At 37.4% G+C, this 25,502-nt stretch carries 25 protein-coding genes and 1 pseudogene; 8 read left to right on the forward strand and 18 right to left on the reverse strand.

The window, feature by feature from the left end; all coding sequences use genetic code 11:
• Nucleotides 1–41 precede the first annotated feature (41 nt).
• The 4 genes from WFN33_RS16170 to hemE form a co-directional block, all read right to left on the reverse strand.
• Entirely contained in the window at nt 42–1,958 is a 1,917-nt protein-coding gene (locus WFN33_RS16170) for an Lnb N-terminal periplasmic domain-containing protein (RefSeq protein WP_336954026.1), read from the reverse strand.
• Between the two features lie 167 nt (nt 1,959–2,125).
• Nucleotides 2,126–2,596 (reverse strand): DUF3015 family protein, encoded by a 471-nt coding sequence (locus WFN33_RS16175; RefSeq protein ID WP_336954027.1) that lies wholly within the window; start codon nt 2,594–2,596, stop codon nt 2,126–2,128.
• 143 nt (nt 2,597–2,739) lie between these two features.
• Nucleotides 2,740–3,546, reverse strand: coding sequence for a DUF817 family protein (locus WFN33_RS16180; RefSeq protein ID WP_336954029.1), 807 nt, complete (start codon nt 3,544–3,546; stop codon nt 2,740–2,742).
• 21 nt (nt 3,547–3,567) lie between these two features.
• A complete protein-coding gene (hemE, locus tag WFN33_RS16185; RefSeq protein WP_336954030.1) occupies nt 3,568–4,641 on the reverse strand; it encodes a uroporphyrinogen decarboxylase in 1,074 nt (357 codons plus the stop codon).
• Nucleotides 4,642–5,250: 609 nt separating this feature from the next.
• On the opposite strand from hemE, the gene WFN33_RS16190 reads away from it, so the two are divergent.
• Both WFN33_RS16190 and WFN33_RS16195 read left to right on the forward strand, forming a co-directional pair.
• Nucleotides 5,251–6,480, forward strand: a complete 1,230-nt coding sequence (locus tag WFN33_RS16190) for a L,D-transpeptidase family protein (protein WP_336954031.1) — start codon at nt 5,251–5,253, stop codon at nt 6,478–6,480.
• A 172-nt stretch (nt 6,481–6,652) separates the two neighbouring features.
• Nucleotides 6,653–7,342, forward strand: coding sequence for a pirin family protein (locus WFN33_RS16195; protein ID WP_336954032.1), 690 nt, complete (start codon nt 6,653–6,655; stop codon nt 7,340–7,342).
• 80 nt (nt 7,343–7,422) lie between these two features.
• Here WFN33_RS16195 and WFN33_RS16200 read toward each other — a convergent pair whose 3' ends face one another.
• The 10 genes and pseudogenes from WFN33_RS16200 to WFN33_RS16245 all read right to left on the reverse strand — a co-directional run bounded on the left by WFN33_RS16200 (nt 7,423) and on the right by WFN33_RS16245 (nt 16,337).
• The gene (locus WFN33_RS16200; protein WP_336954033.1) at nt 7,423–8,175 is read right to left on the reverse strand and encodes a class II aldolase/adducin family protein; all 753 of its coding nucleotides are present in this window, start codon (nt 8,173–8,175) and stop codon (nt 7,423–7,425) included.
• Between the two features lie 327 nt (nt 8,176–8,502).
• The gene (locus tag WFN33_RS16205; RefSeq protein ID WP_336954034.1) at nt 8,503–8,742 is read right to left on the reverse strand and encodes a hypothetical protein; all 240 of its coding nucleotides are present in this window, start codon (nt 8,740–8,742) and stop codon (nt 8,503–8,505) included.
• Between the two features lie 471 nt (nt 8,743–9,213).
• On the reverse strand, nt 9,214–10,572 hold the full coding sequence (gene rutG / locus WFN33_RS16210) for a pyrimidine utilization transport protein G (protein ID WP_336954035.1): 1,359 nt from the start codon (nt 10,570–10,572) through the stop codon (nt 9,214–9,216).
• A 24-nt stretch (nt 10,573–10,596) separates the two neighbouring features.
• Nucleotides 10,597–11,166 (reverse strand): NADH-dependent FMN reductase RutF, encoded by a 570-nt coding sequence (gene rutF / locus WFN33_RS16215; protein WP_419360514.1) that lies wholly within the window; start codon nt 11,164–11,166, stop codon nt 10,597–10,599.
• Between the two features lie 91 nt (nt 11,167–11,257).
• Entirely contained in the window at nt 11,258–11,641 is a 384-nt protein-coding gene (gene rutC / locus WFN33_RS16220) for a pyrimidine utilization protein C (RefSeq protein WP_336954038.1), read from the reverse strand.
• A gap of 82 nt (nt 11,642–11,723) precedes the next feature.
• Nucleotides 11,724–12,509, reverse strand: a complete 786-nt coding sequence (gene rutB / locus WFN33_RS16225) for a pyrimidine utilization protein B (protein ID WP_336954039.1) — start codon at nt 12,507–12,509, stop codon at nt 11,724–11,726.
• Complete coding sequence (gene rutA, locus WFN33_RS16230) at nt 12,506–13,621, reverse strand: pyrimidine utilization protein A (RefSeq protein ID WP_336954041.1); 1,116 nt, start codon at nt 13,619–13,621, stop codon at nt 12,506–12,508. Before rutA ends, rutB begins: the two co-directional genes overlap by 4 nt.
• Before the next feature lie 372 nt (nt 13,622–13,993).
• A pseudogene (locus WFN33_RS16235) lies at nt 13,994–14,581 on the reverse strand (malonic semialdehyde reductase).
• A complete protein-coding gene (gene rutD, locus WFN33_RS16240) occupies nt 14,578–15,378 on the reverse strand; it encodes a pyrimidine utilization protein D (RefSeq protein WP_336954042.1) in 801 nt (266 codons plus the stop codon). The pseudogene WFN33_RS16235 and the gene rutD overlap by 4 nt, the downstream one beginning before the upstream one ends.
• 347 nt (nt 15,379–15,725) lie before the next feature.
• On the reverse strand, nt 15,726–16,337 hold the full coding sequence (locus WFN33_RS16245; protein ID WP_336954043.1) for a LexA family protein: 612 nt from the start codon (nt 16,335–16,337) through the stop codon (nt 15,726–15,728).
• Between the two features lie 277 nt (nt 16,338–16,614).
• Here WFN33_RS16245 and WFN33_RS16250 point away from each other — a divergent pair, with 277 nt between their 5' ends.
• The 6 genes from WFN33_RS16250 to WFN33_RS16275 all read left to right on the forward strand — a co-directional run bounded on the left by WFN33_RS16250 (nt 16,615) and on the right by WFN33_RS16275 (nt 21,434).
• Nucleotides 16,615–16,848, forward strand: a complete 234-nt coding sequence (locus WFN33_RS16250; protein WP_004724652.1) for a hypothetical protein — start codon at nt 16,615–16,617, stop codon at nt 16,846–16,848.
• Between the two features lie 444 nt (nt 16,849–17,292).
• Nucleotides 17,293–18,237: an ABC transporter permease gene (locus WFN33_RS16255; RefSeq protein WP_336954044.1), complete on the forward strand. Its 945-nt coding sequence runs from the start codon at nt 17,293–17,295 to the stop codon at nt 18,235–18,237.
• On the forward strand, nt 18,237–19,118 hold the full coding sequence (locus WFN33_RS16260) for an ABC transporter ATP-binding protein (protein ID WP_336954045.1): 882 nt from the start codon (nt 18,237–18,239) through the stop codon (nt 19,116–19,118). Before WFN33_RS16255 ends, WFN33_RS16260 begins: the two co-directional genes overlap by 1 nt.
• A gap of 78 nt (nt 19,119–19,196) precedes the next feature.
• On the forward strand, nt 19,197–20,201 hold the full coding sequence (locus WFN33_RS16265; protein WP_336954046.1) for an isopenicillin N synthase family dioxygenase: 1,005 nt from the start codon (nt 19,197–19,199) through the stop codon (nt 20,199–20,201).
• A complete protein-coding gene (locus WFN33_RS16270) occupies nt 20,198–21,085 on the forward strand; it encodes a hypothetical protein (RefSeq protein WP_336954047.1) in 888 nt (295 codons plus the stop codon). Before WFN33_RS16265 ends, WFN33_RS16270 begins: the two co-directional genes overlap by 4 nt.
• A 16-nt stretch (nt 21,086–21,101) precedes the next feature.
• The gene (locus tag WFN33_RS16275; protein WP_336954048.1) at nt 21,102–21,434 is read left to right on the forward strand and encodes a DMT family transporter; all 333 of its coding nucleotides are present in this window, start codon (nt 21,102–21,104) and stop codon (nt 21,432–21,434) included.
• Between the two features lie 610 nt (nt 21,435–22,044).
• Here the strand turns inward: WFN33_RS16275 and WFN33_RS16280 are convergent.
• Genes WFN33_RS16280 through WFN33_RS20465 form a run of 4 tightly spaced genes read right to left on the reverse strand, consistent with a single transcriptional unit; the run spans nt 22,045 to nt 25,452 of the window.
• Entirely contained in the window at nt 22,045–23,067 is a 1,023-nt protein-coding gene (locus WFN33_RS16280; protein WP_336954049.1) for an ABC transporter substrate-binding protein, read from the reverse strand.
• Nucleotides 23,064–24,875 carry an allophanate hydrolase gene (gene atzF, locus WFN33_RS16285; protein WP_336954050.1) on the reverse strand — a complete coding sequence of 604 codons (1,812 nt, stop codon included), beginning with the start codon at nt 24,873–24,875 and terminating at the stop codon, nt 23,064–23,066. Before atzF ends, WFN33_RS16280 begins: the two co-directional genes overlap by 4 nt.
• 12 nt (nt 24,876–24,887) lie before the next feature.
• Entirely contained in the window at nt 24,888–25,322 is a 435-nt protein-coding gene (locus tag WFN33_RS16290; protein WP_336954051.1) for a CopG family ribbon-helix-helix protein, read from the reverse strand.
• A gap of 4 nt (nt 25,323–25,326) precedes the next feature.
• Nucleotides 25,327–25,452 (reverse strand): hypothetical protein, encoded by a 126-nt coding sequence (locus tag WFN33_RS20465; RefSeq protein WP_419360523.1) that lies wholly within the window; start codon nt 25,450–25,452, stop codon nt 25,327–25,329.
• Nucleotides 25,453–25,502: the final 50 nt, after the last annotated feature.

Genomic DNA, 25,502 nt, shown 5'->3' on the forward strand with positions numbered 1-25,502 from the left:
GCAGTATGTCATTCTCAAAATCCGATTTGTCAGATCCCTCTTTAAAAATAATGTACAAAGCCTAAACCAATTTTTTGCCAATCGAGTTGGTTTTGTTGTTGGTATTCCCAATTGACGTTTAATGAATTTTGACGATTGAGTGAATATTGCATTGTGCTCTGGATCCGTAAATTCCACTTACTTGAATCTTGCCAATAAGGTAATTCAACTTGAACAATACTGTTTAAACGATCTGACCATACATTTTGACAGCCCAGTGTTGGTCCTAGACCAACACGCCAGCCTTTATCCAATGACGTACCTGCTTGAAGCTGTGTTTGCAGCTCTGCATAACAAAGATGCTTACGATCATCATCTGCAAGAGTATAACCAGATTGGGCTTTTGCACTGACCACCCCATGTTGTTGCTGATCGCTGAATTGTCCATTTTGAATGGCTTCCTGCTGCCAGCCCAAAGTAAAACCCCAGGTGATTGGCATTTTAAATGGGGTGATGGGGTTATAAGAGTTTACCGTTAATAAATCAAGATGTTCCAATTTCAGTCGATCATCACGCCATTGCGCGGCACCATCTAAAAACATCAATTGTGTGCCTGTACGGAAGCCGCCCTGCGGATCTTTTAGTTCGTGATAGGCCTGACGATGACCAATTTGTACATATTTTCCACCTTGAACCTCACCCGCTTCTATGGACCACTTACGCGAATCATGTCCATTGACTGGATCAACTTTCGGACGTACAGGTGCTAAACGTTGTTTCTCTATAGGAATTTGACTACGTAAGCCTAAGAGTTGTCTAAAGCGCGGTTGGGTAAAACTTGCATCGACCTGACGAGCAACAAATTGTAAATATAAATCGTCATAGGCCATTTCTAATATTTTTGCGCGATCTTGATCATCGTAATTAATTAAAGCCTCTTGCATCTGCTGCGGTTCTAACACCGTAATTGCATGGGCTTTTTTTGCCAAAGCATGACCATGTTGTTTGGCCTGCGAATTTAATTGTGTTTCTAACGCTGGACGATATACCGCTTCTCGTACTAATCCCTGTTGCTCTACGGCTTTAATGGTTTCAATCGGGATCGCTGCATACGTAAATTGCTTGCGTAAATTCGAGCTTGGGCGGACTAAATCAATCAATCCCAATAAACGATAGGCACAATTATCACTGACAAAATAATAAGGAAAACTGACTTTTTGCATTTCCCAAATGTGTTTTACCAAAAATGCAGTCTCTTCAGGATCTAAATTCAGTTCATACTCCCAAAGATCACGGCTTTCAAAATCACCATACTCTTTCACTTTGCGATAATAAGGCATTAAAGAGTATTCACCAGGATATTTGCCAACCACCCCTTTCCATGCATAAGACCAATTATCATCACTGTTTACTGTGGCTGCGTAATTCACTGCATAAGAGACTAAATTGAGCTGCTTTTGATCTTTAGGATCAAGACGTAGCAAAGTATGCCCAAACATTGAGCTTGGATTACCCATAAAATCAGTCGCATAAATCAACGTCACTTGATAAGGTTTGATCTGTGCATACCATTGATCAAATTCAGGACAAGATACAACTGGTAATTGTTGTTGTGAAATATTCAATTGTTGCATCAGCCATTGGCTACGCGCAGGAAATTTACAACGAATAGATTGATTGACATCGGCGAGTTGAAACAGTGCAGTGATATCCGCATTCATTTCATTTTGAATATTCTGACGGCCATCTTGAGCAAAAAAATAACCCGAATAACTAACTTCACTTTGATTTACATTTTTGACAGAGGCATCTTCTGCATAAAGTAAACGTTTCCATGTGATATTGCTGGCTAGTCGTTTTTGTTGTGCCAGTTTTAATGCATTTTCTAATACATGCGATTTCTCTAAAGATGATTCTGCATGCAAATGAGTTGTAAAAAATGAACTGAGTAAGCTTAAGCTAAATACTAAATATTTCATTCAATCATCAATTTATATAGATATATTATAAAACTGTGCAATTAAAAAATGTCGGTTCAATACAGGAGTTAACTTAAGATTTACTCATGCAAAATTCATTTCTCAATAATGGGTATTCGATAAAATTTAAATAAAAAAACCCTGCAACAAGGCAGGGTTTTGGCGCATTAAACGTATGCTTTTAACACTTCGTCTTTTGCCATCACTTGCTGAAGTGATGCTAATACTTGTAGAGAATTTTGATTTTCTGCTGAATAGATACTGGCAAAGTTTGACTTCGCCACAGCATTGAAACGTGCTTTATCTGCATCTTTAACATTTAATAATGAAGCAAGTACGTTTAGGCTTTCACCTTGTCCTACAGCCATATCACGTGCAAGAGATTCTGAGTTTTCATTGGTAAATGTCACGACTTGAGCAGTTACTTTGCCATTACCATTACATCCTAAAGTACCAAATGTAATACCTAATAATTGGTTAGTGAAAAGACCATTAGTGGTTGCCGCTAAAATCTTAGGTACTTTTCCAGACTGACCAGCCCAAACTTGCGAGCCGACACCACAACCCACATCTGGATCAGCCATAGCAACACTTGAACCCGCAGCCAATACAGCAGCTAAAGCGATTTTTTTTAACATATAATTCTCCAGAATTTTCATATGCATTGTTTTAATTCAACATATGTAAATTGTTATTTTCCATTATGTGTAAGTTTGATTACACCTATTTAGATTTATCACATAAATTCAGATATGCAAATCTAAATGTGACAATTACGAAATTATTTATTGTACTTTTTTAGTGACCATTCACCTTCTTTATTACGTACTCCAAGAATTTTAAGGACCAAAACTAGACTTAAAAGTAAGAGTAAATACCAAGAGCCTAGCTTCCCCCATCCCACCATATGCCATGCATCTACTTGACTTGGGTACAACCAAATTTTATTAAAAGTGCTAATATTTTCAGCAACCCAAATTAAAAATGCCAAAACGACCAGTACTGGTAACATCGGAAGCTGAAATTCATGCTGCTGTAACTCAAAACGAACTTTTGTTTTCCAAAAAATTACCACACTCCAAATAAATAGTGCATTTCGAAAATCTGGAATAAAAAATTTGCTCATAAAATTGAGATAAGACAAAACTGCTAGACACAACATATTGGCAAAATTGGGCAAATTTAAAAAAGAAACCTGATACAAACGTAAAGAACGGGCAAAAAAACTGCCAACTGCAGAATACATGAATCCTGCAAATAAAGGCACAGTCAAAAGTTTAAAAATGGCAGGTTGTGGATATTGCCAAGAAGCAATCTGTGGGTGGGTTAAAAAAATTTCCATACCCATAGCCATAATATGAAATAAAGCAATGACTTTGGCTTCTGCCCAAGATTCAAGTTTTAAAAACAATAAACAGGCTTGAATGATCAGCGCATATAATAATAAATAGTCATAACGGAATAAACCATAAAATTCATGGCTGCCCATATTCGCCGTAGTAATAAATGCAATCAACAATAAAATACCAAATAAGGCAGCCGATGCTGCCTTAAGTAGAAATTCAAATAATGATTTAAAATAGATCATAAATACATTTACAACAATAAGTTAACCTAAATATTTGGCACTGTATTGGTGTACAGTATCAATAAATGCTTTGGGTTTTTCAGGATCAACCCACTGCGTAATTCCATGACCTAAGTTGGCAATATAACCTGTTTTCTCTCCATTAGCATAAGCATCATCAAGCATAGCTTTGGTTGCTTTTTCAATAGAATCAGCTGAACCATACAAGGTTGCTGGATCTAAGTTCCCTTGTAATGCTGCACGTCCATTAACTGTTTGACGAGCCACGTTTATTGGCGTAGTCCAATCTAAGCCAAATCCATCTGCACCAGTTGCAATCATTGGCTCTAACCATTGACCACCACCTTTGGTAAATAAGATCACAGGCACTTTACGTCCTTCATGCTCTCGTTTTAACCCAGCAACAATTTTCTGCATATATTTGAGCGAAAATTCTAGATATTCACGGTGCGCCAATGCGCCACCCCAACTATCGAAAATTTGTACGGCTTGAGCACCCGCCTCAATTTGGGCATTTAAATAGTCAATTACAGCATCGGCTAAACGATCTAATAAAGCATGTAAAACTTCAGGTTGTGCATACATCATGTGTTTCGTAAAACGGAAGTCTTTGCTTGAACCGCCTTCCACCATGTATGTTGCCAAGGTCCATGGACTACCTGAAAAACCAATCAAAGGCACTTGACCAGCCAAAGCTGAACGAATGGTTGAAACAGCGTTCATTACATAAGCCAGATCAGATTTGGCATTGAATTTCGGTAAATTAGCCACATCTTGTTCTGTACGAACTGTTTTATGGAATTTAGGACCTTCTCCAGTTTCAAAATAAAGTCCTAAACCTAAAGCATCGGGAACAGTCAAAATGTCTGAAAATAGAATTGCAGCATCAAGCTCATAACGGCGCAAAGGTTGTAAAGTCACTTCACAAGCAAATTCTGTATTTTTACAAAGAGAAAGAAAATCACCTGCTTTCGCACGTGTTTCACGATATTCTGGTAAATAACGCCCAGCCTGACGCATCATCCAAACTGGAGTCGTATCTACAGGTTCACGCAATAAGGCACGTAGAAAACGATCATTTTTTAAGGTCGTCATTTACTTTCCCAATCAAAAATTAAATTCGCCCCATCATAGCAAAAAGGTTTGCTCCATAACCATTTCTAGAAAATTTTTCTCAACAAAGTTTAGGGTCTGTTGATATTTCATAAATGGCTTGCGTTGTAGATTAAAATTGAGCATGAGACGTATACGTCGTAAAGCATGAAGAGAATAGCGAGACTATTTTCGAGTTTCATAACGAAGGCTGAGATAAATTTAGCCACTACCCTAAGCAAGAACAAAGCACTGCTTTGTTTGCAGCGCAAGGCGCAGCAGAGGGCTAGCGTGTTTTTTGACGCTACGTCGTTACCTTGCGAAACAATGTTCCTCATCACTTAGAATGACTAAATTTCATACTCCGCTCCTAGTATCGCCTAAAAAATACACGTAGTCGCAAACGTAGACGAATTGTCAACTGACCCGATTTGATTACTTAGATTTAAATTCCCACGGGTATACGAAAATAAAACAAAACTTGCAGACTAGGAAAATGTCTATAGAAAAAAATGATTAACACAAAACAAATACTGCAACACCTTATAATTTCTGCAATACTTACACAGATTTTTAGTTATAAATTATGAATAATTCTTAAGGTTGATCTACATGTTCGTTCGCTCAATTCTTGCTTTGAGTTTAAGCTGTTTATTAACAGGTACAGCTTTTGCTGCATCTACAGCTGAGCAACCTCTAACGCCTAAAAAAGTTGCTGCTCCTGTTGAAGATCCTATTGATCCACTTGCTATTGATGATTCTGCTTCAAGTGTAGAAACACAGATAAGTCAGCAAGAGCAACAAGACTTAGACAAAGCTGCAAATACGCTACAAAATTTAGAAAAAACTGAGGATAAAAACTCAGGTACCGCTATCTCTCCATCTTCACCACAGACCACGACTGCAAAAACGGCAAGCAATCCTAATGCACCTAAAGCGTCATGGACTTTAGATGGAATAAACAATGCACAATGGTACGAAAATATTGGTAAGGGTCAATTCCCTGTCTATGCCCGTGCCCATGTCATGTTAAATAATGCCCATGCTTCACCTGGTGCCATTGATGGTTCAAGCGGTATGAATACGCTTAAAGCAATCGCTTCATTCCAACAAATGAATGGTATTAAACCTACTGGTGAATTGACTCAAGAAACTTGGGATGCTTTAGTTTCTCAACAAGGCAATAAGCCTGCTTTTGTGGAATATACGATAACAGCTGAAGACCTAAAAGGTCCTTATGCAAAATCGATTCCTCATGATTATGCATTACAAGCAAAAATGCCAGGCCTGTATTACACTCGTGTAACAGAAATGCTAGGTGAAAAATTTCACATGGACGAAGAGTTTTTAAAGAAACTGAATCCTAAAGCGACATTTAATAAAGTTGGTGAAAAAATCGTTGTGACGAATATTCGCAATGAATTACCTGAAAATATTCATTTGATTGTCGCGCACAAAGGTGCGAAGCAATTATATTTGTTTAATGCACAAAACCAAATGGTTGGCTCTTTCCCTGCAACAATTGGTAGTTCTGATACACCATCTCCAAAAGGAACTTATAAAGTTACTGGAGTTGCACGAAACCCATGGTATAGCTATTCACCTAGTAACTTTGTACAAGGTAAAAACTTAAAACCATTATCATTACCACCTGGTCCAAATGCTCCTGTAGGGAATATCTGGATTGGATTGAGCAAAAAATCATTTGGTATTCATGGTACACCAAATCCATCTGCAATTTCGAAAACAGCTTCACATGGTTGTATTCGTTTGACCAACTGGGATGCCAATGACTTAGGTAAAAAAGTTAAATCAGGTGTAACGGTTAAATTCTTAGAATAATCTTATACTTGATAAAATAAAAAACCAGTGTGCATACACTGGTTTTTTATTGCAAAGATAAAAATTTATCGTTCCAAAAATAAAACAATATGTTGCTTATTTGCTATTTCATCCCAATTACTTAAATATTAAAATTCATTCATGTTAAAAAATAAAGAATTGGAGATTTGAGATGAATACTTTTTTACATCACAGTGAAAACCGTGGTCATGTAAAAATGGGGTGGTTAGATACCAAACATAGTTTCTCTTTTGGTAGTTGGTATGACCCTAAATATATGGGTGTTGGTTCTTTACGTGTAATCAATGACGATACCATTGCAGCACATAAAGGTTTTGGTACTCACCCACATGACAACATGGAAATTTTGACTTGTGTGCTTAAAGGTACTATCTCACACAAAGACAGCATGGGAAATGAACGTCATATCCATGCGGGTGAATGGCAATTGATGAGTGCGGGTACAGGTGTACAACACAGTGAAATCAACCAAGGTGATGAAGCAGTTCATATGCTACAAATTTGGGTAATTCCAAATGTTCAAGATGCCGAACCGAATTATCAACAAATTGAACGTGATCCTAAAAAATCACCCAATGAATGGCAATTGATTGTTGGCCCAAATAACAATGCGCCAATGCATATTCGTCAAGATGCTGAAATTAAAGCGGCATATCTGGAAAAAGGTCATACCCTTGAAGTTAAAGCAACCCAAAAATTTAACTATGTACATGTAATCGATGGTGAGATTGATATTGCGGGTCAAGTCGTTAAAGCAGGTGATGGTTATTTATTTGACGAAGATTCGACACTCACTGCACATGAAGATAGCCAATTTATTTGGTTTGATTTAAACAGCTAATTCATATGCAATAAAAAACCTCCGCATGTATAGATGGAGGTTTTTTATGTCGAGCTTATTGAACAAGTTAGAAGCCGTGTTTAAGCACAAAAATCTTTTTTCTGATCTTTAATCAATGATAAAGCAGCATTCCAAGCAGCCTGAACAATCGGTTCAGCAGCATCACTTTCAAATTGCTTCACCGTATATTCGCATATTTGCTTACTCGGATAATGAAGTTTTGAGCTGCTCATGGCTTTAATCTGAACCTGACAAGCTCGCTCTAAAAAATAAATTTCATGAAATGCTCTTGCAATACTGTTTCCAGTGGCTAACAAACCATGATTGCGTAAAATCATGCAACGATAATTTCCCAAATCCTGAACCAAACGTTCTCTTTCAGCTGTAGAAAAAGCGATACCCTCATATTCATGATAAGCAATATTGTTATAAAATTTCAGCGCATGTTGTGACAAAGGCAATAAACCTTTTTCTTGTGCAGAAACAGCTATGCCATCCGCCGTATGGGTATGAATGACACAGTGAATATCATCTTTAGCATGATGTAAGGCAGAATGAATGACGAAGCCTGCAACATTGACCATTTTGCCTTGATCATAATCTGCCACAATATTCCCTTCATGATCAATTTTCACCAAATCTGAAGCTTTCATCTGATCAAATGTTACACCATAGCGGTTAATCAGAAAATGATCAGGCTCATGCGGGACACGTAAACTGATATGGGTATCTATCAAATCAGTCATTCTATAATGTGCAATTAAACGATAGAGTGCTGCCAACTGGCAACGCGCTTCCCATTCAGTCTTATCAATATACTTTGGGCGTTTCATCATAAAATCCTTTTTATTGCCTATGTATAAAACATCCATAGTTTTAGCGAGAGTTCAGCAAATAAACAAGTCTTAATTCGTGAATGAAGACTAAAAAATTATTTTTTGGGTTGCATAATATAAAAAATCCAAACCAATAATTGAATATTGATTTGGATTTAAATTATTAATTATCATATTATTATTTATATTTATTAAATTATTAAATTATTATAATAAGTTTTTATTTTTTGTTTATTTTTATTAAAATAAAAATTAAATTATTATTTATTTTAATTCTTCATTATTATTATAAAACACCCTCATTATCTATTATAAAAAGTAGATTTAAATACTTAACTGATAAAGTAATTTCTTTCCTTTAAAAGTTAAATTCTTAATAAAAACAATATCTCTATTATCTAAGTAAGAAATAGCATCATCAATTTCAATGTAGTCTTCATCAATCAACCATGAAATATCCAATTCATTTAAATCAACCATACCGACTAAGTAAATAGTCTGTTTTTTATTTTGCCGATTTTGAATATTTTTTAAAATTTCGCGTATCTTAATCCAGTCTTTCATATTTTAAATCTCATCGTGCTTACAGGTTCTATTATATTTATTGGAGAATTAAATACTAGATAGAGAAATGCCCTGTGCGACAAAATTTGTCGCACAGGGCAGCACCCTAAAAAACCAAATATCTGTAAAAATTTCAGCCACCAATATGGATACGAATTTCCCCGATAATCGCTTTAAAATTGCAATACTAAAGCTTGAATTCATACCCTATATTCAATTCTCTTGCTTATAGTCAAACAAGGAAAAATCACCTATGCTGTAACGCTTTTTACAAACTCACTGCAAGCGTCGCAAATTTTTGTGCATGTGATTAATCTTTGCAAAATCTTGATTCCATACTTTCACTCAGGTACAAACTTTGCTCAAGGACATGCCGTATATCATCTCATTGTCCCTAACCTACTAAATGCCACACCGTTCACTATAAAATCTACTGTTCAATCACTTAAAATCTCAATCTGCGCCTTTAGCTTAAGAGGACTGCGATAAGGACTTTGCAGCATCACTTGATTCTAGCTTGATCTCATCGGGCTGTTTTTCTCTACGATTTAAAACTAGATTCAATAAAATTGCAGCCAAAGTTGCTGTACCAATTCCACCAAGATCAAATGAACCAATATGTACACTAAAATTACCTGCGCCCATGATCAAGCTGACCGCAGCAATAATTAAGCTACTGTTTTTAGTGAAATCAATTTTATTATCAATCCAAATCTTTGCACCAGCCACTGTGATTAAACCAAACACCACAATTGAGGCACCACCTAAAAGAGCAATAGGAATAGTACTAATCACAGCACCGAATTTAGGTGATAAGCCCAACAAAATTGCAAAGATCCCAGCGATTACGAAAACTGTGGTTGAATAAATTTTAGTGACGGCCATAACCCCAATATTTTCAGCATATGTGGTCATACCTGTTCCCCCAACAGAAGCCGACAAGCTGGTACATACCCCATCTGCAAAAAATGCACGACCCATATAAGGTGATAAATCACGACCCGTCATTGCAGATACAGCTTTAAAGTGACCTAAGTTTTCAGCGACCAGAATTATTGCTACTGGCGCAATTAACAACATGGCGTTTGCATTAAACGAGGGTGCAACAAAATGCGGGAGACCAAACCACGCCGCATTGCTAATGACTGCAAAATCGATCGCTTTGCCAAAGCCCATTAAATTGGCAAGGATAAAATATAGAACATATGCACACACCAACCCCAGTAAGAGCAATAAGCGACGCATCATGCCTCGGGTAAATACAGCAATCGCACTGATACAAAGGATTGTCAGAATTGCCATCCAAGTATCAAATGGGTTTGCAGAAACACTTTTAATGGTGACAGGTGCTAAGTTTAGACCAATAATCATCACGATTGCACCCGTAACAATCGGTGGCATCAACTTTTCAATCCAACCAGTTCCCGTCTTCATGACAATTAAACCAATTCCTGCATACACCAAACCACAAGCGATGGTCCCCCCTAAAGCCAAGGCAATATTTGGATTTGACCCCACACCTGCATAGCCCGTTGCAGCAGCGACAGCGCCAATAAATGCAAAACTAGATCCGAGGTAACTCGGCATTCTTCCACCCGTCATCAGGAAAAATAAAATCGTGCCGATACCCGTGATAAATATAGTCAAATTGGGATCAAAGCCCATCAGCAAAGGTGCGAGAACCGTTGCACCAAACATTGCAAATGCATGTTGCAAGCCCAAAACGATACTTTTTCCAACAGGTAAATATTCATCAATTTGCACAGGGTTTTGATCTAAATTACCTGTGTATGGTTTAAATGATGTAAACCATGGTTCTTTTGTCGCCATTTTCTAATTCCCCATATTTAGAGATCAACATACATTTTGAGGTTCACAATAACTGCGTTTGAAATATAGAAGCGCATTTAAACTTGGGTTGTGACGAATTGCTTTGACCCGACAAAACAATACATCATGACTACCGACCACCTGACTTGATACCACTTCACAATCAAATGAAATTAGGGCGTTATCTAACACCGGAGAACCTGTCACGAGTTCACTCCATTCACCTTGTGCAAATCTGTGTTGCATGGGTGTTTTGCCACCAAATAAATTAGACAATGCGGCTTGATTTGAACCTAATGTATTGACACACAAAACTTTATTTTCAGAAAAAACGCGATATACCGATGCGGCGCGATTAAGGCATACCAATAAGGTTGGAGGTGAATCCGTTACACTACACACTGCAGATGCGGTAAAACCTGCCTGTCCTGCATCACCTTTAGTAGTGATCACATTGACTGCTGCACCCAAATTAGACATACCTTGTCTAAAGATATCTTGATCAATTTCTAAATGGACTTTAGTTTCACAAGGCTTGGTAAATTCAATAATTTCACTACTAACTGTACTTTCCTGTTTGACCATTTGCATCATAACTCTCCCACCCCAATGCGCAAATGTTCATCGAGGTTAAAATTCATTTTTAAAAAAATGACTAAAACACATAGACAAATTTAGACATGCATTATCCCACATGTGCTATTGATGCAATTTCAACAAGGGCTTCAGGTTTAACCAGTCCGACCTGTACACAATAACGAGCGGGTTTGTCATTGGGAAAATATTCAGCATAGACCACATTTATTGCGGCATAATCTGCCCAATGTTTGACGAATATTGAGTTAAACGTCACATCATCCATCGTGCCACCTGCAGTTTCGATGACGTTTTTAATGGTTTCTAAAATATGTCGGGTTTGGCCTGCGGCATCACCGACACAGACCACCTCATTATTTTCATCAAATGCTAAAGTCCCAGAAACATAGACAATATTGTCTGCTTTGGTTGCAGGCACATAAGGTGCAAGGGGTTTAGCTGTACCTACTGGGATCACAACTTGTTTGGACATTTTAAATTCCTTTATTTTTTCCTTAAAGCATCTTCGCCATAGACTAAAACTCTAGAAAAGACACTTGATCTGGTTAAAAGCATTAAGCTGATTTACTAAAAGTGACTGAATTTGGCTGCTCTTGTTGGGTTTTGAATGTCTGTACAAATGATTCCGTATCAGATACCCATCCAAAAAAGGTTTTAATATTATATAAGGCTGCCTCTTGTGCTGATTGAGGGCCAGCTTGATAACATGCATCTTTTAGCGCTATACCAAAATATTCCAAGAAAAAACCATCTCTAAGGGTTGATTCCACACAAACATTGGTGGCAATCCCAACGAAAACTAAATTTCGGATGCCACGAGTACGTAAACTACTGTCCAATGCTGTATTAAAAAAACCGCTATAGCGTGATTTCTCGATCACAATGTCTTGAGGTTGAGGCTTTAGTTCATCAATTAATGCAAAATCCCAACCACCTTTTGCCAATAATTTGCCTTGTAAATCAGGATTTTTACGCATGGTTTTTAAAGCATTGGATTTATGAAAGTTAGGAGAACCTATGCCACCGGCTTCTACATATTGTTCATCCCATCCATTTTGAAAATAGATCACTTGGATACCGGCTATATGTGCTGCATCAATGCTTTTTTTAATATTGGCAACCACAGGTTGAGTAGTGGAAACATCAAAACCAGCCAAATCCAAATAGCCACCAATTGAGGTATAGGCATTTTGCATATCAATGACGATAAGCGCCGTTTGTTCAGGTGCGAGCTGAATCGATTCTGGCTCCGCTTTTAAAATTTTGCCTGTTCCTGCATGAGTCGTGAAATCTGTACAAACCAGATTTTCTATCACTTTCGAGTTTTCAACTATACTCATGCGCTTTTCTCCAAAACGGATTGAGCTAGCTGTTGATAACTTGCAACAACCTCCTCACGACAAGCCATCAACGGTTGGACGCGCTGTCCAAAATCCTCAACCCCTTGGATAAAATCATCAAATGTTAAAAGAATTCCTTCAGTGCCTTTAATGGTAGAAATTTCATCCAGCATCATGGCAACATTTTCATAAGAACCGACGATTGTGCCCATATTAATATTGACGGGTGAAACACTAGATGCCATTTGACGAATATTGGTATCTGTACCTGATGTTTGATCTTTACCGCCTTGATTCATTAACCAGTTAATTGCTGCCAGGTCTGCACCTTGGTTATAGTTCTCCCATTTCGCCATAGCTTCTTGATCTGTTTCAGCTGCAATCACCATAAACAAAACATAGGTTTGAACATCTCTTCCTGTCTGATCAGTATGTACTTTTAGACGTTCATTGATTTCAGCATAGGCCGTTGGTGTATTGAAACCTTTTCCAAAAACAAAATTATAATCTGCATATTTTGCAGAGAATGCTAAGCCCGCATCAGATTGACCAGCACAAATAATTTTCATGGCGGATTGTGGTATTGGCTTTACTTGGCAATCATCCATTTGGAAGAAATCACCTTTGAAATCAGATGTTCCCGTTGCCCAAAGCTCACGTAAAATTTCGACATATTCAGATAAGTAATCATAACGTTTAGAGAAATAATCATCCCCTGGCCACAACCCCATTTGGGTATATTCTGGTGGTTGCCATCCAGTCACAACATTTAGCCCAAAACGTCCATTTGAAATCGAGTCAATCGTTGATGCCATACGTGCCACAATGGCTGGTGGCATCACCAAAGTCGCTGCCGTAGCAAAAATTTTTATTTTACTGGTCACTGCCGCTAAACCCGCCATTAATGTAAAGCTTTCTAAGTTATAATCCCAGAATTCAGTTTTACCCCCAAAACCACGCAGTTTAATCATCGACAATGCAAAATCAAAACCATAATGTTCTGCACGTTGTACAATCTGTTTATTCAATTCAAATGTTGGCTTATATTGCGGTGCATTTTCTGAAAGCAACCAGCCATTATTTCCAATCGGACAAAATACACCAATTTTCATAGCTAAACCCCACTGTACAAAAAATATTCTAAAAATATTTGATATAAAACCAAAAACAAAAACCATCTTGTAATTATAAATAATGCATACAACATGCCACTAAATTTAATTAGTTGTTTTCATTATTAATTTTTTTATATTTATTTTTTATTTTACCTTTTGGTAAAATTTATGAATTTTCAAGCCATAAAAAAATAAACTAAAATAGTGCATAAATGCGTCATTTTAGATCATTTATAATTTTAAAATTAACCGACACTATAAATAAAAAACCGCAGACGGTATGCGGTTCAATAAGATAAAATTCTGACGAAATACAACACTGGTTCAATAAAATTAGTAATCTAATAAAATAGTTATTAAAATAAATCTTTATAATATTTTACAAGCATCATCAAAATCTAATCTTGGTAATCTTGTATATATTTTTGTATGATCCCCATATCCTATGTTGATAATCATATTAATCGAATAATCAGTCTCTTTAAAGAAAGTCTCATTCACTTGCATATCATCAAATCCAGACATTGGCCCTGTGTCCAAAACTAAACTTCGACATACCATAATCAAATACGCAGCTTGCATCGAGCTATTTCTTAAAGCTGTTTCATTGGCAAGTTTGGGATTTGAGGTAAACCAAGATTTAGCGTCTGTATGCGGAAAAAGTTTAGCAAATTGATTATAAAATTTCTGATCCGTTGCAACCAACACTGTCAAAGGCGCTGTCATGGTTTTCTCTATATTTCCCGAGGATAGCGCAGGCTTTAGTTGTTCTTTCGACTCAGATGTCATTAAAAATATAAATCGAGCAGGGCAACAATTGGCAGAGGTAAGTCCCATTCTCACTAAATCATAAATTTGCTGAATCTATTCAGTGCTGACTGCCTTATCCAACCAAGTATTGTGCGTTCTGGCATCTGGAAACAATTGGTTTAAATCTATGTTGAGGCTCTGGTTCATAGGGTTTCTTCTACTAAATTTTGAATTAAAATCTGATTGACTGTATTACTTTCTGTTACAGATGAAGCATGCGCACCGGTTTCCAATAGTGTTAATTCGCCATGCCCCAATATTGCTTTAAGGTCTATACTCTTTTGATAAGGCACTAAAAAATCATCTTTGTTGGCAATGTAATACACATCAGTGTTCGCCAAAGCAGCGATATGTTGCGGTAAAATTTTAAAATTCATCAATGCATTTAAGCGTAGCAACACGTTATTAATCGGTGGGAAATCTTTAAATCCCTTGCTTTCGATCTCTTGAATTTGTTGAATATGCTTTGAAATATAAGCAGGTGGATATAGAAATAGAGCTTGTGCACGTATATAAGCTTCAGCACCAGCATTTTCTAACAAGGCAATACGGGTTTTGAAACATTTATCTGTATGTGGATCAAGAGCATCCCAAGCATTAATAAAGGTTAGACTCGACAGTGAAATTTCGGTGTTGTAGATCAAAACAGCCAATTCAGCTCCAATTACCGCACCTAAGGCATGCCCAATAAAATGGCATTGTTTGATTTGTTGCTGTTGAAGTATGTCTAATACTTGCTTTGCCATATTCTTTATTGAATATGCTGTGGGTAATGCTTCAGAGTCTGCATGACAACCTTCTTGGTCATAAACAAGCACCTGAAAATATTGAGTTAAAGTTTTAATTTGTGGTTGCCAAAAAGATGCATGCCCACCTAAACCAGAAGATAGAACCACAGTTTCAGCATCTGGTTGCGCTACACACGGAAAAATTTGATAGCTCATTTTTGACCATTTGATAAATTAATCACTTTGATGACAGCAAAAAATATGCCGAATAATATTTATATTTAGTTTTGAAGGTTTTTGATGGCGAATGTGAATATGAGGATTGTTATGTTATTGGCTACTTGCTCAGTAGCTATAGGTCTATTATTGATAAAACACACAATGAGCTTTTGTAATAAAGCGAGTTTATATTCAAAATAATCTGATTTCACAACTAGAAAACTACACGCTCAAATTTTGATGTGTCCTTAGTATTCTTAAATTGATCATAAAAAAAGCAACAAAAATGTTGCTTAAAAACACGACAGACTTAAAGCGTTATCCTCAAATATCTTCTCTATCAATCAACGCATCCGCTTTAAGTTATAAGTCACAACTCCCCATATTTCGAATTCTTGCCCTTCTTCAATATAAATATTTTTAAACTCTGGATTCTCAGCTTTTAACCAGACTTTCGGTGGATCAAATTGTTTATCAATCATCAAGCGTTTCACCGTAAAATCATTATCAATACGGGCGATGACAATATCACCAGATTTTGCAGAAATGCTACGATCTACAATCAAAGGGTCTTCGATATCAATCCCCACATCTTGCATTGAAAGCGAATTTGCTTTAACAATAAATGTAGAACTCTCATTTCTAATTAAATATTCATTCATATCTAAAGATTGTTCTATACTATCTTGAACTGAAAATGGTACACCAGCAGCGACCCTTTCAGTCGCAAGTGGAATCTGATAGACCTTATCATTCTTAGGCTGTATGGTCTGGATCTTCATGCTCGCTGTTAAATCACTGAGCTGACCATTTTTGAAATTTTTCAGTAACCAGTTTTTGATAAAATCGACTTGTGACTCTGGTACACGGATGACTTTGGTTGGCTCACTAAACTGTGCCTTACGCCCAGCATTTGCTCTAGCACCTCCGTGTTCAAATTCTACTTTCTTAGACATTATTTATCCTATATGCTTCATAAAAGCCTGTAAAATCAATATAGCTTGAAAAAGTTACAAATTCAAGTTGACGGCAAGTTTTTTTTGAATAACAATAACTCTATCGATCAGTTTTGATACATCTATTTGAACAAGGACGAAAAAGATAATCAATATACTTATCATAAATCAATAATTTAGAATACAGATATCTTGTTAATTTATTGATAATTTTGAATAAGTTCTCTGATCTCACTTAAGCACTTAATTGATTGATTTTCTATGTGGAGACATAAAAATGGCGACTCAACGTGATGCAATTCTTGGTTATGCAGACGAACAACATGCTTACTATATTCGTTTGATTGAAGACAATAATGTATTAGGCAGCCAATATGGTTTATTTTGTGAAAATACCAATAGTGATATCGCTGAAAGTATAATGACTACATTATTTTTAAAGAAATCATTTTGGCTAAATGGCTCTGAATTTAGTGATATTGTAAAAGGTTTAGAACCTCTTCCCCTTTAAACAGATGCTCACCTGATAAAATTGAATATGCTTAAATATTCAACTGAAGTTTATGATTTGATATGTATTTAATAATTAAAATGTCGTTGTATTCCCCTCGATACAACGACGATTTAATTTCAATTAATCATCAGATCAATAGGTTTGAATGGCAGAGCTAAGCATTCAGAATTTTATTAAATCAGCACCTAATCTTGCACGATTACTTTACTTTTATTCCTTTCATATTTTTTATTTCCTTGTAGTTCTCTTCCTGTTTGGGTATTTTCAGCATGCTTTAGCGCGATGAGCTCCTACAGATCATTTATCACCGACGACTCGAGCGTTATTGATAAATTCTAATTAGCCTCGCCTCATTATATTTATTCATGGCACTTATTTTGCTTAACAAATATTACGTTTTTCAACAATCGTAATACTCAAGCTAAAATGAGGGCGGTAAATATGGGTTATGTTGTAAAGGAAATTGGTCAAAAGAATAAGCTATTACTGAGCTTGTGTTCTTTTCTGATCCCTATATTGCTCTGGTGCGCTGTCAGTTATTTACCTTTTATTTGGCATCCTCAAGTCCAAATCACAGATTCAGGCAGTGTCTCATATTTACAAGTCGGTAGCCGTATCGAAAAAAGTGTGTTCTATAGTGAGGCACAAAATGCTGTTGCTCATGATTCTGCACCACCACAAGGTATTTTAGTCAATCCCATTTACTTACCTGCACCACATGAAGTGGCTAAGGCCTTGGTCACTGCATTTACCACACCGCCAGAACAACCAGATACCCCATGGTTTCATCAAAGCTTATGGCACAGTATTAAAATCGTATTTTCAGCTTTTTTAATTTCTTCAATTTTTGGTATTCCATTGGGTATTCTCTGTGGTTTCTCACAAAAAATATCACTGCTCACAGAACCTTTTGTTGAATTTTTCCGTTACTTACCAGCCCCTGCTTTTGGCGCGCTTGCTGTTGCCATTTTGGGAATCAATGATGCACCTAAAATTGCAATTATTGTGATTGGTACGCTTTTTCAACAAATTCTAATAATTGCCAATACAACACGTATGGTCGATAAAGGCTTAATTGAAGCCGGCTATACCCTAGGAACCAATAAGCTCAAAAGCCTATTCAATGTGGTTATTCCTGCTGCTTTTCCAGATATTTATCGTGATTTACGCGTGCTACTAGGTTGGGCTTGGACCTATTTAATTGTCTCTGAATTAATTGGTACTACTTCTGGTATTACATGGTTTATTACCCAACAAGCACGCTATCAAAACTTTGACAATGTCTATGCTGCGATTTTGATTATCGGGGTGATTGGACTGGTTTGTGATGTGTTATTAATGAAATTAGGCGAGCGTATGTTCGCATGGAAAGCAGGGGCCAAATAATGAATGACTCAACTTTTAATTCACATGAATATTTTAAAAAAATTTATGCACGCCCTGTCATCTTAGAAGCCAAACAACTGAGCCAAGTATTTAAACATGGTAAAAACGAACGAACTGTTTTAAATCAACTGGATCTTAAAATCCATAAGCGTGAATTTATTTGTGTGATTGGCCCATCAGGTTGTGGTAAATCAACGTTAAGTCGCGTAATTGCAGGTTTAGATCCTTATCATAGTGGTGAAATCTTAGTCGATGGCCAACGCATCACAGGACCTAGCCCTGAACGGGGCATGGTGTTCCAAGGGTATACCCTGTTTCCATGGAAAACGGTTAAAGAAAATGTCATGTTCGGACCACGGATGAAAGGTGCCAGTCAAATGACTGCGGAAGCCCATGCACGAGAATGGATCAATATTATTGGCTTGGACAAATATGAAAATCAATATCCACATCAACTTTCTGGTGGAATGAAACAGCGTGTTGCGATTGCTCGAGCTTTAGTCAATGAACCTAAAATTTTACTGATGGATGAACCTTTCGGCGCTCTCGACCCTCATACCCGTCAAAAGATGCAAAAACATTTAATGGATTTATGGCAAAACATTGATATCACCATTATTTTTGTTACCCATGATATGGATGAAGCCATTTTATTGGCTGATCGTATTATTGCGCTAAAAGCCAATCCCGGTGAAATTAAAGAAATTATTGAAGTGGATTTACCTCGCCCACGTTCATTAGCTCTCATGGCAACTCCTGCTTTTCAACAATTAAGGGCACGTGTTGATCAGTTGGTACACGCTCAGGAAGATGAGCTTGATCCATCACTTCAAGACTTACCCAAAATACCGAGGATGACCCAAGTCAGCACGGATAAATAAACAAACAGATTTCTTATAGCCTTTGGGACGACCCAAATCGCTTAGTTCATTGTTGGACGGCCAACCTTGGTGATATTCATGTCAAACACATATGTTTTACCAATTGTGGACATTTCCCTATTATCCAGTCCTGACCTCGAAGATCGTCTAGTCGTGGCACACGCTTTAGATCAGGCATCTAAAGATGTGGGTTTCTTATATCTAAAGGGAGAACAATTTAAACCTGCGTTATTCAACAATCTTTATCAAACCGCACAGCAATACTTTGCCCAAGATACTGCAATTAAGATGAAGAATTATATTGGCTTATCTGAAAATCACAGTGGTTATGTACCGATCGGTGAAGAACGTTTTGTAGAAACGAGTTATGATCTTAAAGAGGCCTATGATGTCAATTATGATCATCAAAGCCCCGCAGATCGCCGCCCTTTGATTGGTCCAACCCAGTGGCCAGATGACCCCATTTTTAAACAGCATGTTTCAGATTATTATCAACATATTAAAAATATTGGGCACACAATTTTCCAAAGTTTTGCGCTAGCACTTGGCTTAGATGAGCATTATTTTGATGCACATAATTCCAAAGCACCCAGTCAACTTCGCCTTATTCATTATCCTTATCATCCTGAAATTCAGGATAAAGATGGTATTGGTGCACATACCGATTATGAGTGTTTTACTTTGCTCTTACCCACAGCACCTGGATTACAAGTCCTCGATAAAACAGGGCAATGGATCGATATTCCACTGCTTGAAAATACATTGGTTATGAATATTGGCGATATGATGGAAATTCTGTCTAATGGGCGATATTTGGCAACCAAACATCGTGTTAAAAAAGTTTCCGAAGAACGTTTTTCATTTCCCTTCTTCTTCTCTTGTGATTATGACTATCTGATTCAACCTTTGCTTAAAGATCAGCCTGCAAAATATTCCCCTTTAAAAGGCGGTGAGCACCTTTTTAATCAAACCGCACAAACTTTCCAGTATCTAAAAGAAAAAGTAGCCCGGGGTGAAATTCAACTTGAAAATCCCCGCCCGCTTTATTCATTTGGTTTAAGTCAAAACGAGGAGTCACTATGAACTTATTAGAACTCTGTGCACAACTTAAACCGAGTGATGATTCAGCCTGCGTATTACCTCGGTATTTATTGGGTGCTTTTCGCCGTAAGAGTATTACTTTTTCCAATGGTTTAACTGATGAAAATACGCTGGTCTATTGGTTTCAATCTAAAACCTTTACCATTGATTTACGCTTAAAAGACCCCATTTCAACGCCCGTTTTAGAACGACAGGGCTGGGTTGGCGATACAATTTGGGATGCTCAAAATCAATTACTTTCATGGAATGTCAGCAGTAATTATCAAAATCATGTGCAATGGCCCGAACCAGCAAAATTGTATTCAATTGGCAATGCCATATTAGAGTTTTCACCAAGCCATGCTTATGTTGAAGATTGGCGGCAACAAGCTACCCGTGGGCTATATCTTGGCCTACGTTTATTTAAAGTTGAAAATATCGATTTAAGTATCAGTTATCCTGCAGATGGTGGCTTCATCCTTTGTGATCATTTTATTGCCTTTGCCAAGTCTCGACATCCAGATATACAACAGGCTTTTCACTCCACTAATGCTTTAAAAGATGCTATTTCTCAACAACAGATTAGTCTAGAAGCAATTCAGGACTATGAGGTTTCGATCAGTTTTGATAAGCAGATCATCGATCTTAGCACCATCAGCAACAAAGTTGGAACTATGATTGATCTTGAAAATTTCCAACAACTCGATCACAACACACTTGTCCAACAGCAACTGATCAATGGTGAACATTGTCGTTTATTTTTTACACTTGATGTATTTCAAAAAGATTTTTGCTTTACAACGCTTACGGGCACTTCAACTGAAAGTCAAAATTGGTTTGATCATGAAGAAAATCATCTTTTTCATCATGCAAAAATAGCGTTATAAGGGATATTCTCAATCAATGTCTTTTTTATATTTAATGATTGCCATTGTTGCAGAAGTCATCGCGACTTCTGCAATGAAGGCTTCAGATGGTTTTAGCCAGTTATTTGCATCGATTATTACCGTGATTGGATATGCGGTTGCCATTTATTTTTTATCACTGACCATGAAAACGATTCCTGTCGGTATTACTTATGCGCTTTGGTCTGGCGCAGGCATTATTTTGGTGTCCTTGGTCGGCTTCTTTTACTATAAACAACACTTAGATTTAGCTGCAATCATCGGTTTGGCTTTTATGATTATTGGGATTTTAATTATTCATCTTTTTTCAACGAGCACTGAAATATCATAGACTTCTTGTGTTAGTCAAAAATAAGCACTCGATACGTGTAAACTTTTAAATTTTGATGAAACATAGATGGTGTTTCTATCGTGATGCGACATGGATGTCGCCTTATTGGGTGGGGATACAGAACGTGCCCCTCACTCAACATGAGCAAAAACAAAGTACTGCTTTGATTGCAACGCGGGGTTTAGAATCCCCTATGAAAAGTGATACATCGCCTACACAAAGCGATTTAAACTTTAAATGTAAAGCGCGGCATTGCAAATTTGATCCTCATACACTTAATTTTTATGTAATAGTAAAATTTTCATGATTCATAAAGCTTAACCACATTTAAATATCATCTCTAAGTTTATTTTGGCAAGAGCTCTAGTGAATAGAAAATCCTCTTTTAATGTGATTAAAGTGACGCCTTTGTAATCAATTTAAATTTAATTTGTTAATCTTTAAAACAGATCTACCACCATAAAAATTTCACTGATTTGGTTAGTTTTCCTGCATTCAAATCTGTTCAAAAATTGCGTCTAGGCTCTATATAAAGCTTTTGCACCTAAAATAAAATAGCCCAAGACATGCTTAGGCTATTTTTTCCAACGATCTAATTCTTTTAAAACCGCTATTTCAACTCTTGCAACAATGTCGGATAAATCAGACCATCGACATTTTGTTCAGTTTTATAGATGCCATTTTCCACGTTAAATTTATTGACGTGATAGGACGAGCCATAGATCGAATCAAAACCATTGCCTTTGCTAAAGACTTTTTGATTGGCGTCTAGATCAAGTAAATGGGTGCCATTCACCATCGTTTCGTATTGTTTTGGATCTACCCCTGAACGGATTGCCATAATTTTTACAGCATCTGCATGTGTTGCAGGATCATTAATATATTTCACTGTCTTGTCCCACACTTGAAGGATCTTTTTCCATTCATCTTTATGGGCAGTTAAATGACTCATATTCACAGTTAAGGTGTCATAAATTAACCCCGGTTTATCCTTGGAGGTATAAATGATTTTTGACCCTGCAACAGTTTTCAATGCTTGACTGGCAACAGGTTGCCATACCGCAATAGCTGAAACATCTGGGCTCGAGAATACTTGTGGTAATTGATTGGTAGCTGAATTAACCAATTTTATTTCATTGATGGGAATCTTTTGATCTGACATTGCCGTTGCTAGAAGCAAATGATCGACTAGACCTTTTTCAACGCCGACAGATTTACCTTTTAAATCTTCAATACGATTGATCCCCTCTTTGGCAATAATCACATCATTGCCCGCAGAGTAGTCAGTCGCCATGATCATCATGCCTTGAGTACCACCCGAGGCCGTCACCAAGTTATCACCATTGGTAACAAATACTGCATCTAATTGATTGGCAGAAAATGCTGAGAGTGATGCTGAATAATCAAACCATTTAAAATCAACATTGAGACCTGCTTCTTTTAGCCAACCTTTTTCAATTGCAACTTGCCATGCCACAAATCCGGGCCAATCACTATAGCCAATGGTAATAGGTTTAGCATCTGCTGAAGCTTGCGCACCCTCTTTTGCTTGAGGAATTTTTGCCGTGTTGTCACAACCAGATAACAGCATTGCTGATAATAATGATACGGATAAAAAAGATTTATAGATCATACAGAAACTCCCCCGATTTTCTCGCTTTTAAATTGTGTATTGGTTTGATTCAGCGACTGTATATATGCACGCCAATCACCTAAATGGCTGATATCTATAGCGTCTTTAATTGCATAAGCTTCGCAAATAAAACCTTTTACCCAACTGCCATCTTCAAGTTGTAAATTGCCGATTCCCAACGGTGCTGGAACCTCAGCAACGATTGCGCCAAAGTTTGCCAATGGAATTTCCCAAACTTCAACTTCAATAGACGTTCCTGTTGCATCACATTGCAGACCAGGTTTTGGTGGACTGGTATTTTTTAAAGCAAATAATTTGTAATTTTTAGCGGTATAGGTTTTCTTTAATAAAGTCCCTTGGCGTGTAGTGAGCTGAAAATTAAGTGGCATCGCTGTTAAATGCGCTCCCACAACCGCCAACTTGACTGAATTTTTTGAAGCAATCTCAAGCATTTTTTGATAGTGCTGCTGAGATTTGCCTAATGTAAGGGCTGTTAGTGTTTGCCATTTTTGAGCAAAATTTGCCAAAGCTTGATCATGCCAAGCAGGTGCAATAAATGTTACTCCGCTCGGCAACCCATCTGAGCGAATTGTATTGGGTAATGCTATGGCTGCTAAATCGGCAAAATTGACAAAGTTGGTATAAGCTCCCATATGTGAGTTCTTTACGATTGGATCTACTTCAACATCGACAATACGATAAATCGTGGGTGAAGTCGGTACCATTAATGCATCATAGGCTTGTAAAGCCAGATTAATTTTTCGTGCCAGCACAGCACGTTTATATTCAGCTTGAAGTGCATCCGTGGCTGTAAATTTATCTGCTTGAGCTATGATTTCAGCAATGACCGGATGCGCTTGGTCACGTGTTACAACTTTTTCCACAGCAACAGTCCGTTCCGCTACCCAAGCCTCGTTATAGAGGGCTTTGGCAAGTTCATTAAAATCTGTGAAATCAATACTTTCAACTTTATAACCAAGTAATTTGACTCGTTCTACTGCGGTCGCAAAAGCTTTTTCAGTTTCTGTGTCACCATAAAACTCAAGCTGTGCAGGTATGGCAATTTTGCCTTTAGAAAACTGAGAGGGAACATTTGCTGGATGAATACGTGAATATTCATCTTTTTCATCATAGCCTTGCATAACACTGGCAACCGTCCAAGCATCGTCACTGCTCAATGCAAAGATAGAAATGACATCAATCGTTCTACAAGCAGGCATCAAGCCTGTGGTTGAAAACCAGCCTTTGGTCGGTTTAAGACCAACAATATTGTTATGCCCTGCTGGCACACGACCCGAACCTGCTGTATCGGTCCCTAAGCTAAAGGGCACCATACCATTTGCAACTGCAACGGATGAACCAGAGCTGGAACCACCGCTGATATATTCTGGATTAAAACTATTTTTGACCGCGCCATAAGGTGAACGTACCCCGACCAATCCCGTTGCAAACTGATCAAGGTTAGTTTTTCCAATCACCACAGCACCAGCTTTTTTTAACTTGGCAATCACCACAGCATCATTGGTTGCTAAATATTCAACGTCTTTACAAGCAGCGGTGGTATGGAACCCTGCGACATCGATATTATCTTTGACGGCAAATGGCACACCGTATAAAGGTAAATCATCTCTATCTTGTAGTTTTAAGGCTTCAATTTGGGCTTGAATTTGCGTTTCAGATGCGATTTCAATCCAAGCATGATCATCATTGTGAATGGTTTTAACATAATCGATTAACCCCTCAATCTTGATTTTCTGGCTGGTATACGCCTCTCGCCAGTCTTGAATTGTCCATAAGTCTTGCATCACCCTACTCCCGATTTAATCATTTTGCAGAATTGGTGGCATTACAGCATCCATCAGCTCTAGATGCCCTTTGATCACACCCTTGAGTGCTGTAAATTGTTGGCTAATATGTCGAAGCTCAGAACTTGCGCCCTGCATCAGCATGACTTGTAATATTTTTTGTTGATCTAGCTGGATATGCAGTGAGCTAATCACTTGAGTTAAAAACTTTTGTTGCAAATCAATCAGTTGGTTTCGAAGTGGCATTTGTCCTGCATCATAAAGTAGGGTCAGAGTACCCACCATAACCTCATTGGCCTGTGCCTGTTCCGCAATCAGATGTTTATTGATCATGTCGACAATGGCTTGAGATCGACTTTCATAGTGCTGATCGACAATTTTCTGATCGAGTGCATTCAACGTTGCTTCTGGTACAGTAATGCTGATCCGAGCCAACTTTTGTTTAGCCACACAGTTATCCTTTTATCTTATTTACAGGAGTGTTTTGTTTGATATACACACCTGCTCGTACAGTGAATAAATCAACAAAAAATCTTTTAATCGAATGTGTTTTTTTGACTGTTGTTTTGACCTGATTCATAGCACAACTCCATCTCAGTATTACCAAATTAGGTTTTTGTATTACCAATA

The organism is Acinetobacter sp. AS167 (genome assembly GCF_037152175.1).
Classification (GTDB): domain Bacteria; phylum Pseudomonadota; class Gammaproteobacteria; order Pseudomonadales; family Moraxellaceae; genus Acinetobacter.

Excerpts from the sequence above, each read along its gene's own strand:
- WFN33_RS16175 (WP_336954027.1), bottom strand. The coding sequence starts at position 2,596 with ATGTTAAAAAAAATCGCTTTAGCTGCTGTATTGGCTGCGGGTTCAAGT.
- WFN33_RS16205 (WP_336954034.1), bottom strand. The coding sequence starts at position 8,742 with ATGAAAGACTGGATTAAGATACGCGAAATTTTAAAAAATATTCAAAAT.
- rutG (WP_336954035.1), bottom strand. The coding sequence starts at position 10,572 with ATGGCGACAAAAGAACCATGGTTTACATCATTTAAACCATACACAGGT.
- WFN33_RS16195 (WP_336954032.1), top strand. The coding sequence starts at position 6,653 with ATGAATACTTTTTTACATCACAGTGAAAACCGTGGTCATGTAAAAATG.
- hemE (WP_336954030.1), bottom strand. The coding sequence starts at position 4,641 with ATGACGACCTTAAAAAATGATCGTTTTCTACGTGCCTTATTGCGTGAA.
- rutF (WP_419360514.1), bottom strand. The coding sequence starts at position 11,166 with ATGATGCAAATGGTCAAACAGGAAAGTACAGTTAGTAGTGAAATTATT.
- WFN33_RS16275 (WP_336954048.1), top strand. The coding sequence starts at position 21,102 with ATGTCTTTTTTATATTTAATGATTGCCATTGTTGCAGAAGTCATCGCG.
- WFN33_RS16280 (WP_336954049.1), bottom strand. The coding sequence starts at position 23,067 with ATGATCTATAAATCTTTTTTATCCGTATCATTATTATCAGCAATGCTG.
- rutB (WP_336954039.1), bottom strand. The coding sequence starts at position 12,509 with ATGAGTATAGTTGAAAACTCGAAAGTGATAGAAAATCTGGTTTGTACA.
- rutC (WP_336954038.1), bottom strand. The coding sequence starts at position 11,641 with ATGTCCAAACAAGTTGTGATCCCAGTAGGTACAGCTAAACCCCTTGCA.
- WFN33_RS16245 (WP_336954043.1), bottom strand. The coding sequence starts at position 16,337 with ATGTCTAAGAAAGTAGAATTTGAACACGGAGGTGCTAGAGCAAATGCT.
- WFN33_RS16180 (WP_336954029.1), bottom strand. The coding sequence starts at position 3,546 with ATGATCTATTTTAAATCATTATTTGAATTTCTACTTAAGGCAGCATCG.
- WFN33_RS16170 (WP_336954026.1), bottom strand. The coding sequence starts at position 1,958 with ATGAAATATTTAGTATTTAGCTTAAGCTTACTCAGTTCATTTTTTACA.
- WFN33_RS16190 (WP_336954031.1), top strand. The coding sequence starts at position 5,251 with ATGTTCGTTCGCTCAATTCTTGCTTTGAGTTTAAGCTGTTTATTAACA.
- WFN33_RS16265 (WP_336954046.1), top strand. The coding sequence starts at position 19,197 with ATGTCAAACACATATGTTTTACCAATTGTGGACATTTCCCTATTATCC.
- WFN33_RS16255 (WP_336954044.1), top strand. The coding sequence starts at position 17,293 with ATGGGTTATGTTGTAAAGGAAATTGGTCAAAAGAATAAGCTATTACTG.
- WFN33_RS20465 (WP_419360523.1), bottom strand. The coding sequence starts at position 25,452 with ATGAATCAGGTCAAAACAACAGTCAAAAAAACACATTCGATTAAAAGA.
- rutD (WP_336954042.1), bottom strand. The coding sequence starts at position 15,378 with ATGAGCTATCAAATTTTTCCGTGTGTAGCGCAACCAGATGCTGAAACT.
- WFN33_RS16200 (WP_336954033.1), bottom strand. The coding sequence starts at position 8,175 with ATGAAACGCCCAAAGTATATTGATAAGACTGAATGGGAAGCGCGTTGC.
- WFN33_RS16270 (WP_336954047.1), top strand. The coding sequence starts at position 20,198 with ATGAACTTATTAGAACTCTGTGCACAACTTAAACCGAGTGATGATTCA.
- rutA (WP_336954041.1), bottom strand. The coding sequence starts at position 13,621 with ATGAAAATTGGTGTATTTTGTCCGATTGGAAATAATGGCTGGTTGCTT.
- WFN33_RS16260 (WP_336954045.1), top strand. The coding sequence starts at position 18,237 with ATGAATGACTCAACTTTTAATTCACATGAATATTTTAAAAAAATTTAT.
- WFN33_RS16250 (WP_004724652.1), top strand. The coding sequence starts at position 16,615 with ATGGCGACTCAACGTGATGCAATTCTTGGTTATGCAGACGAACAACAT.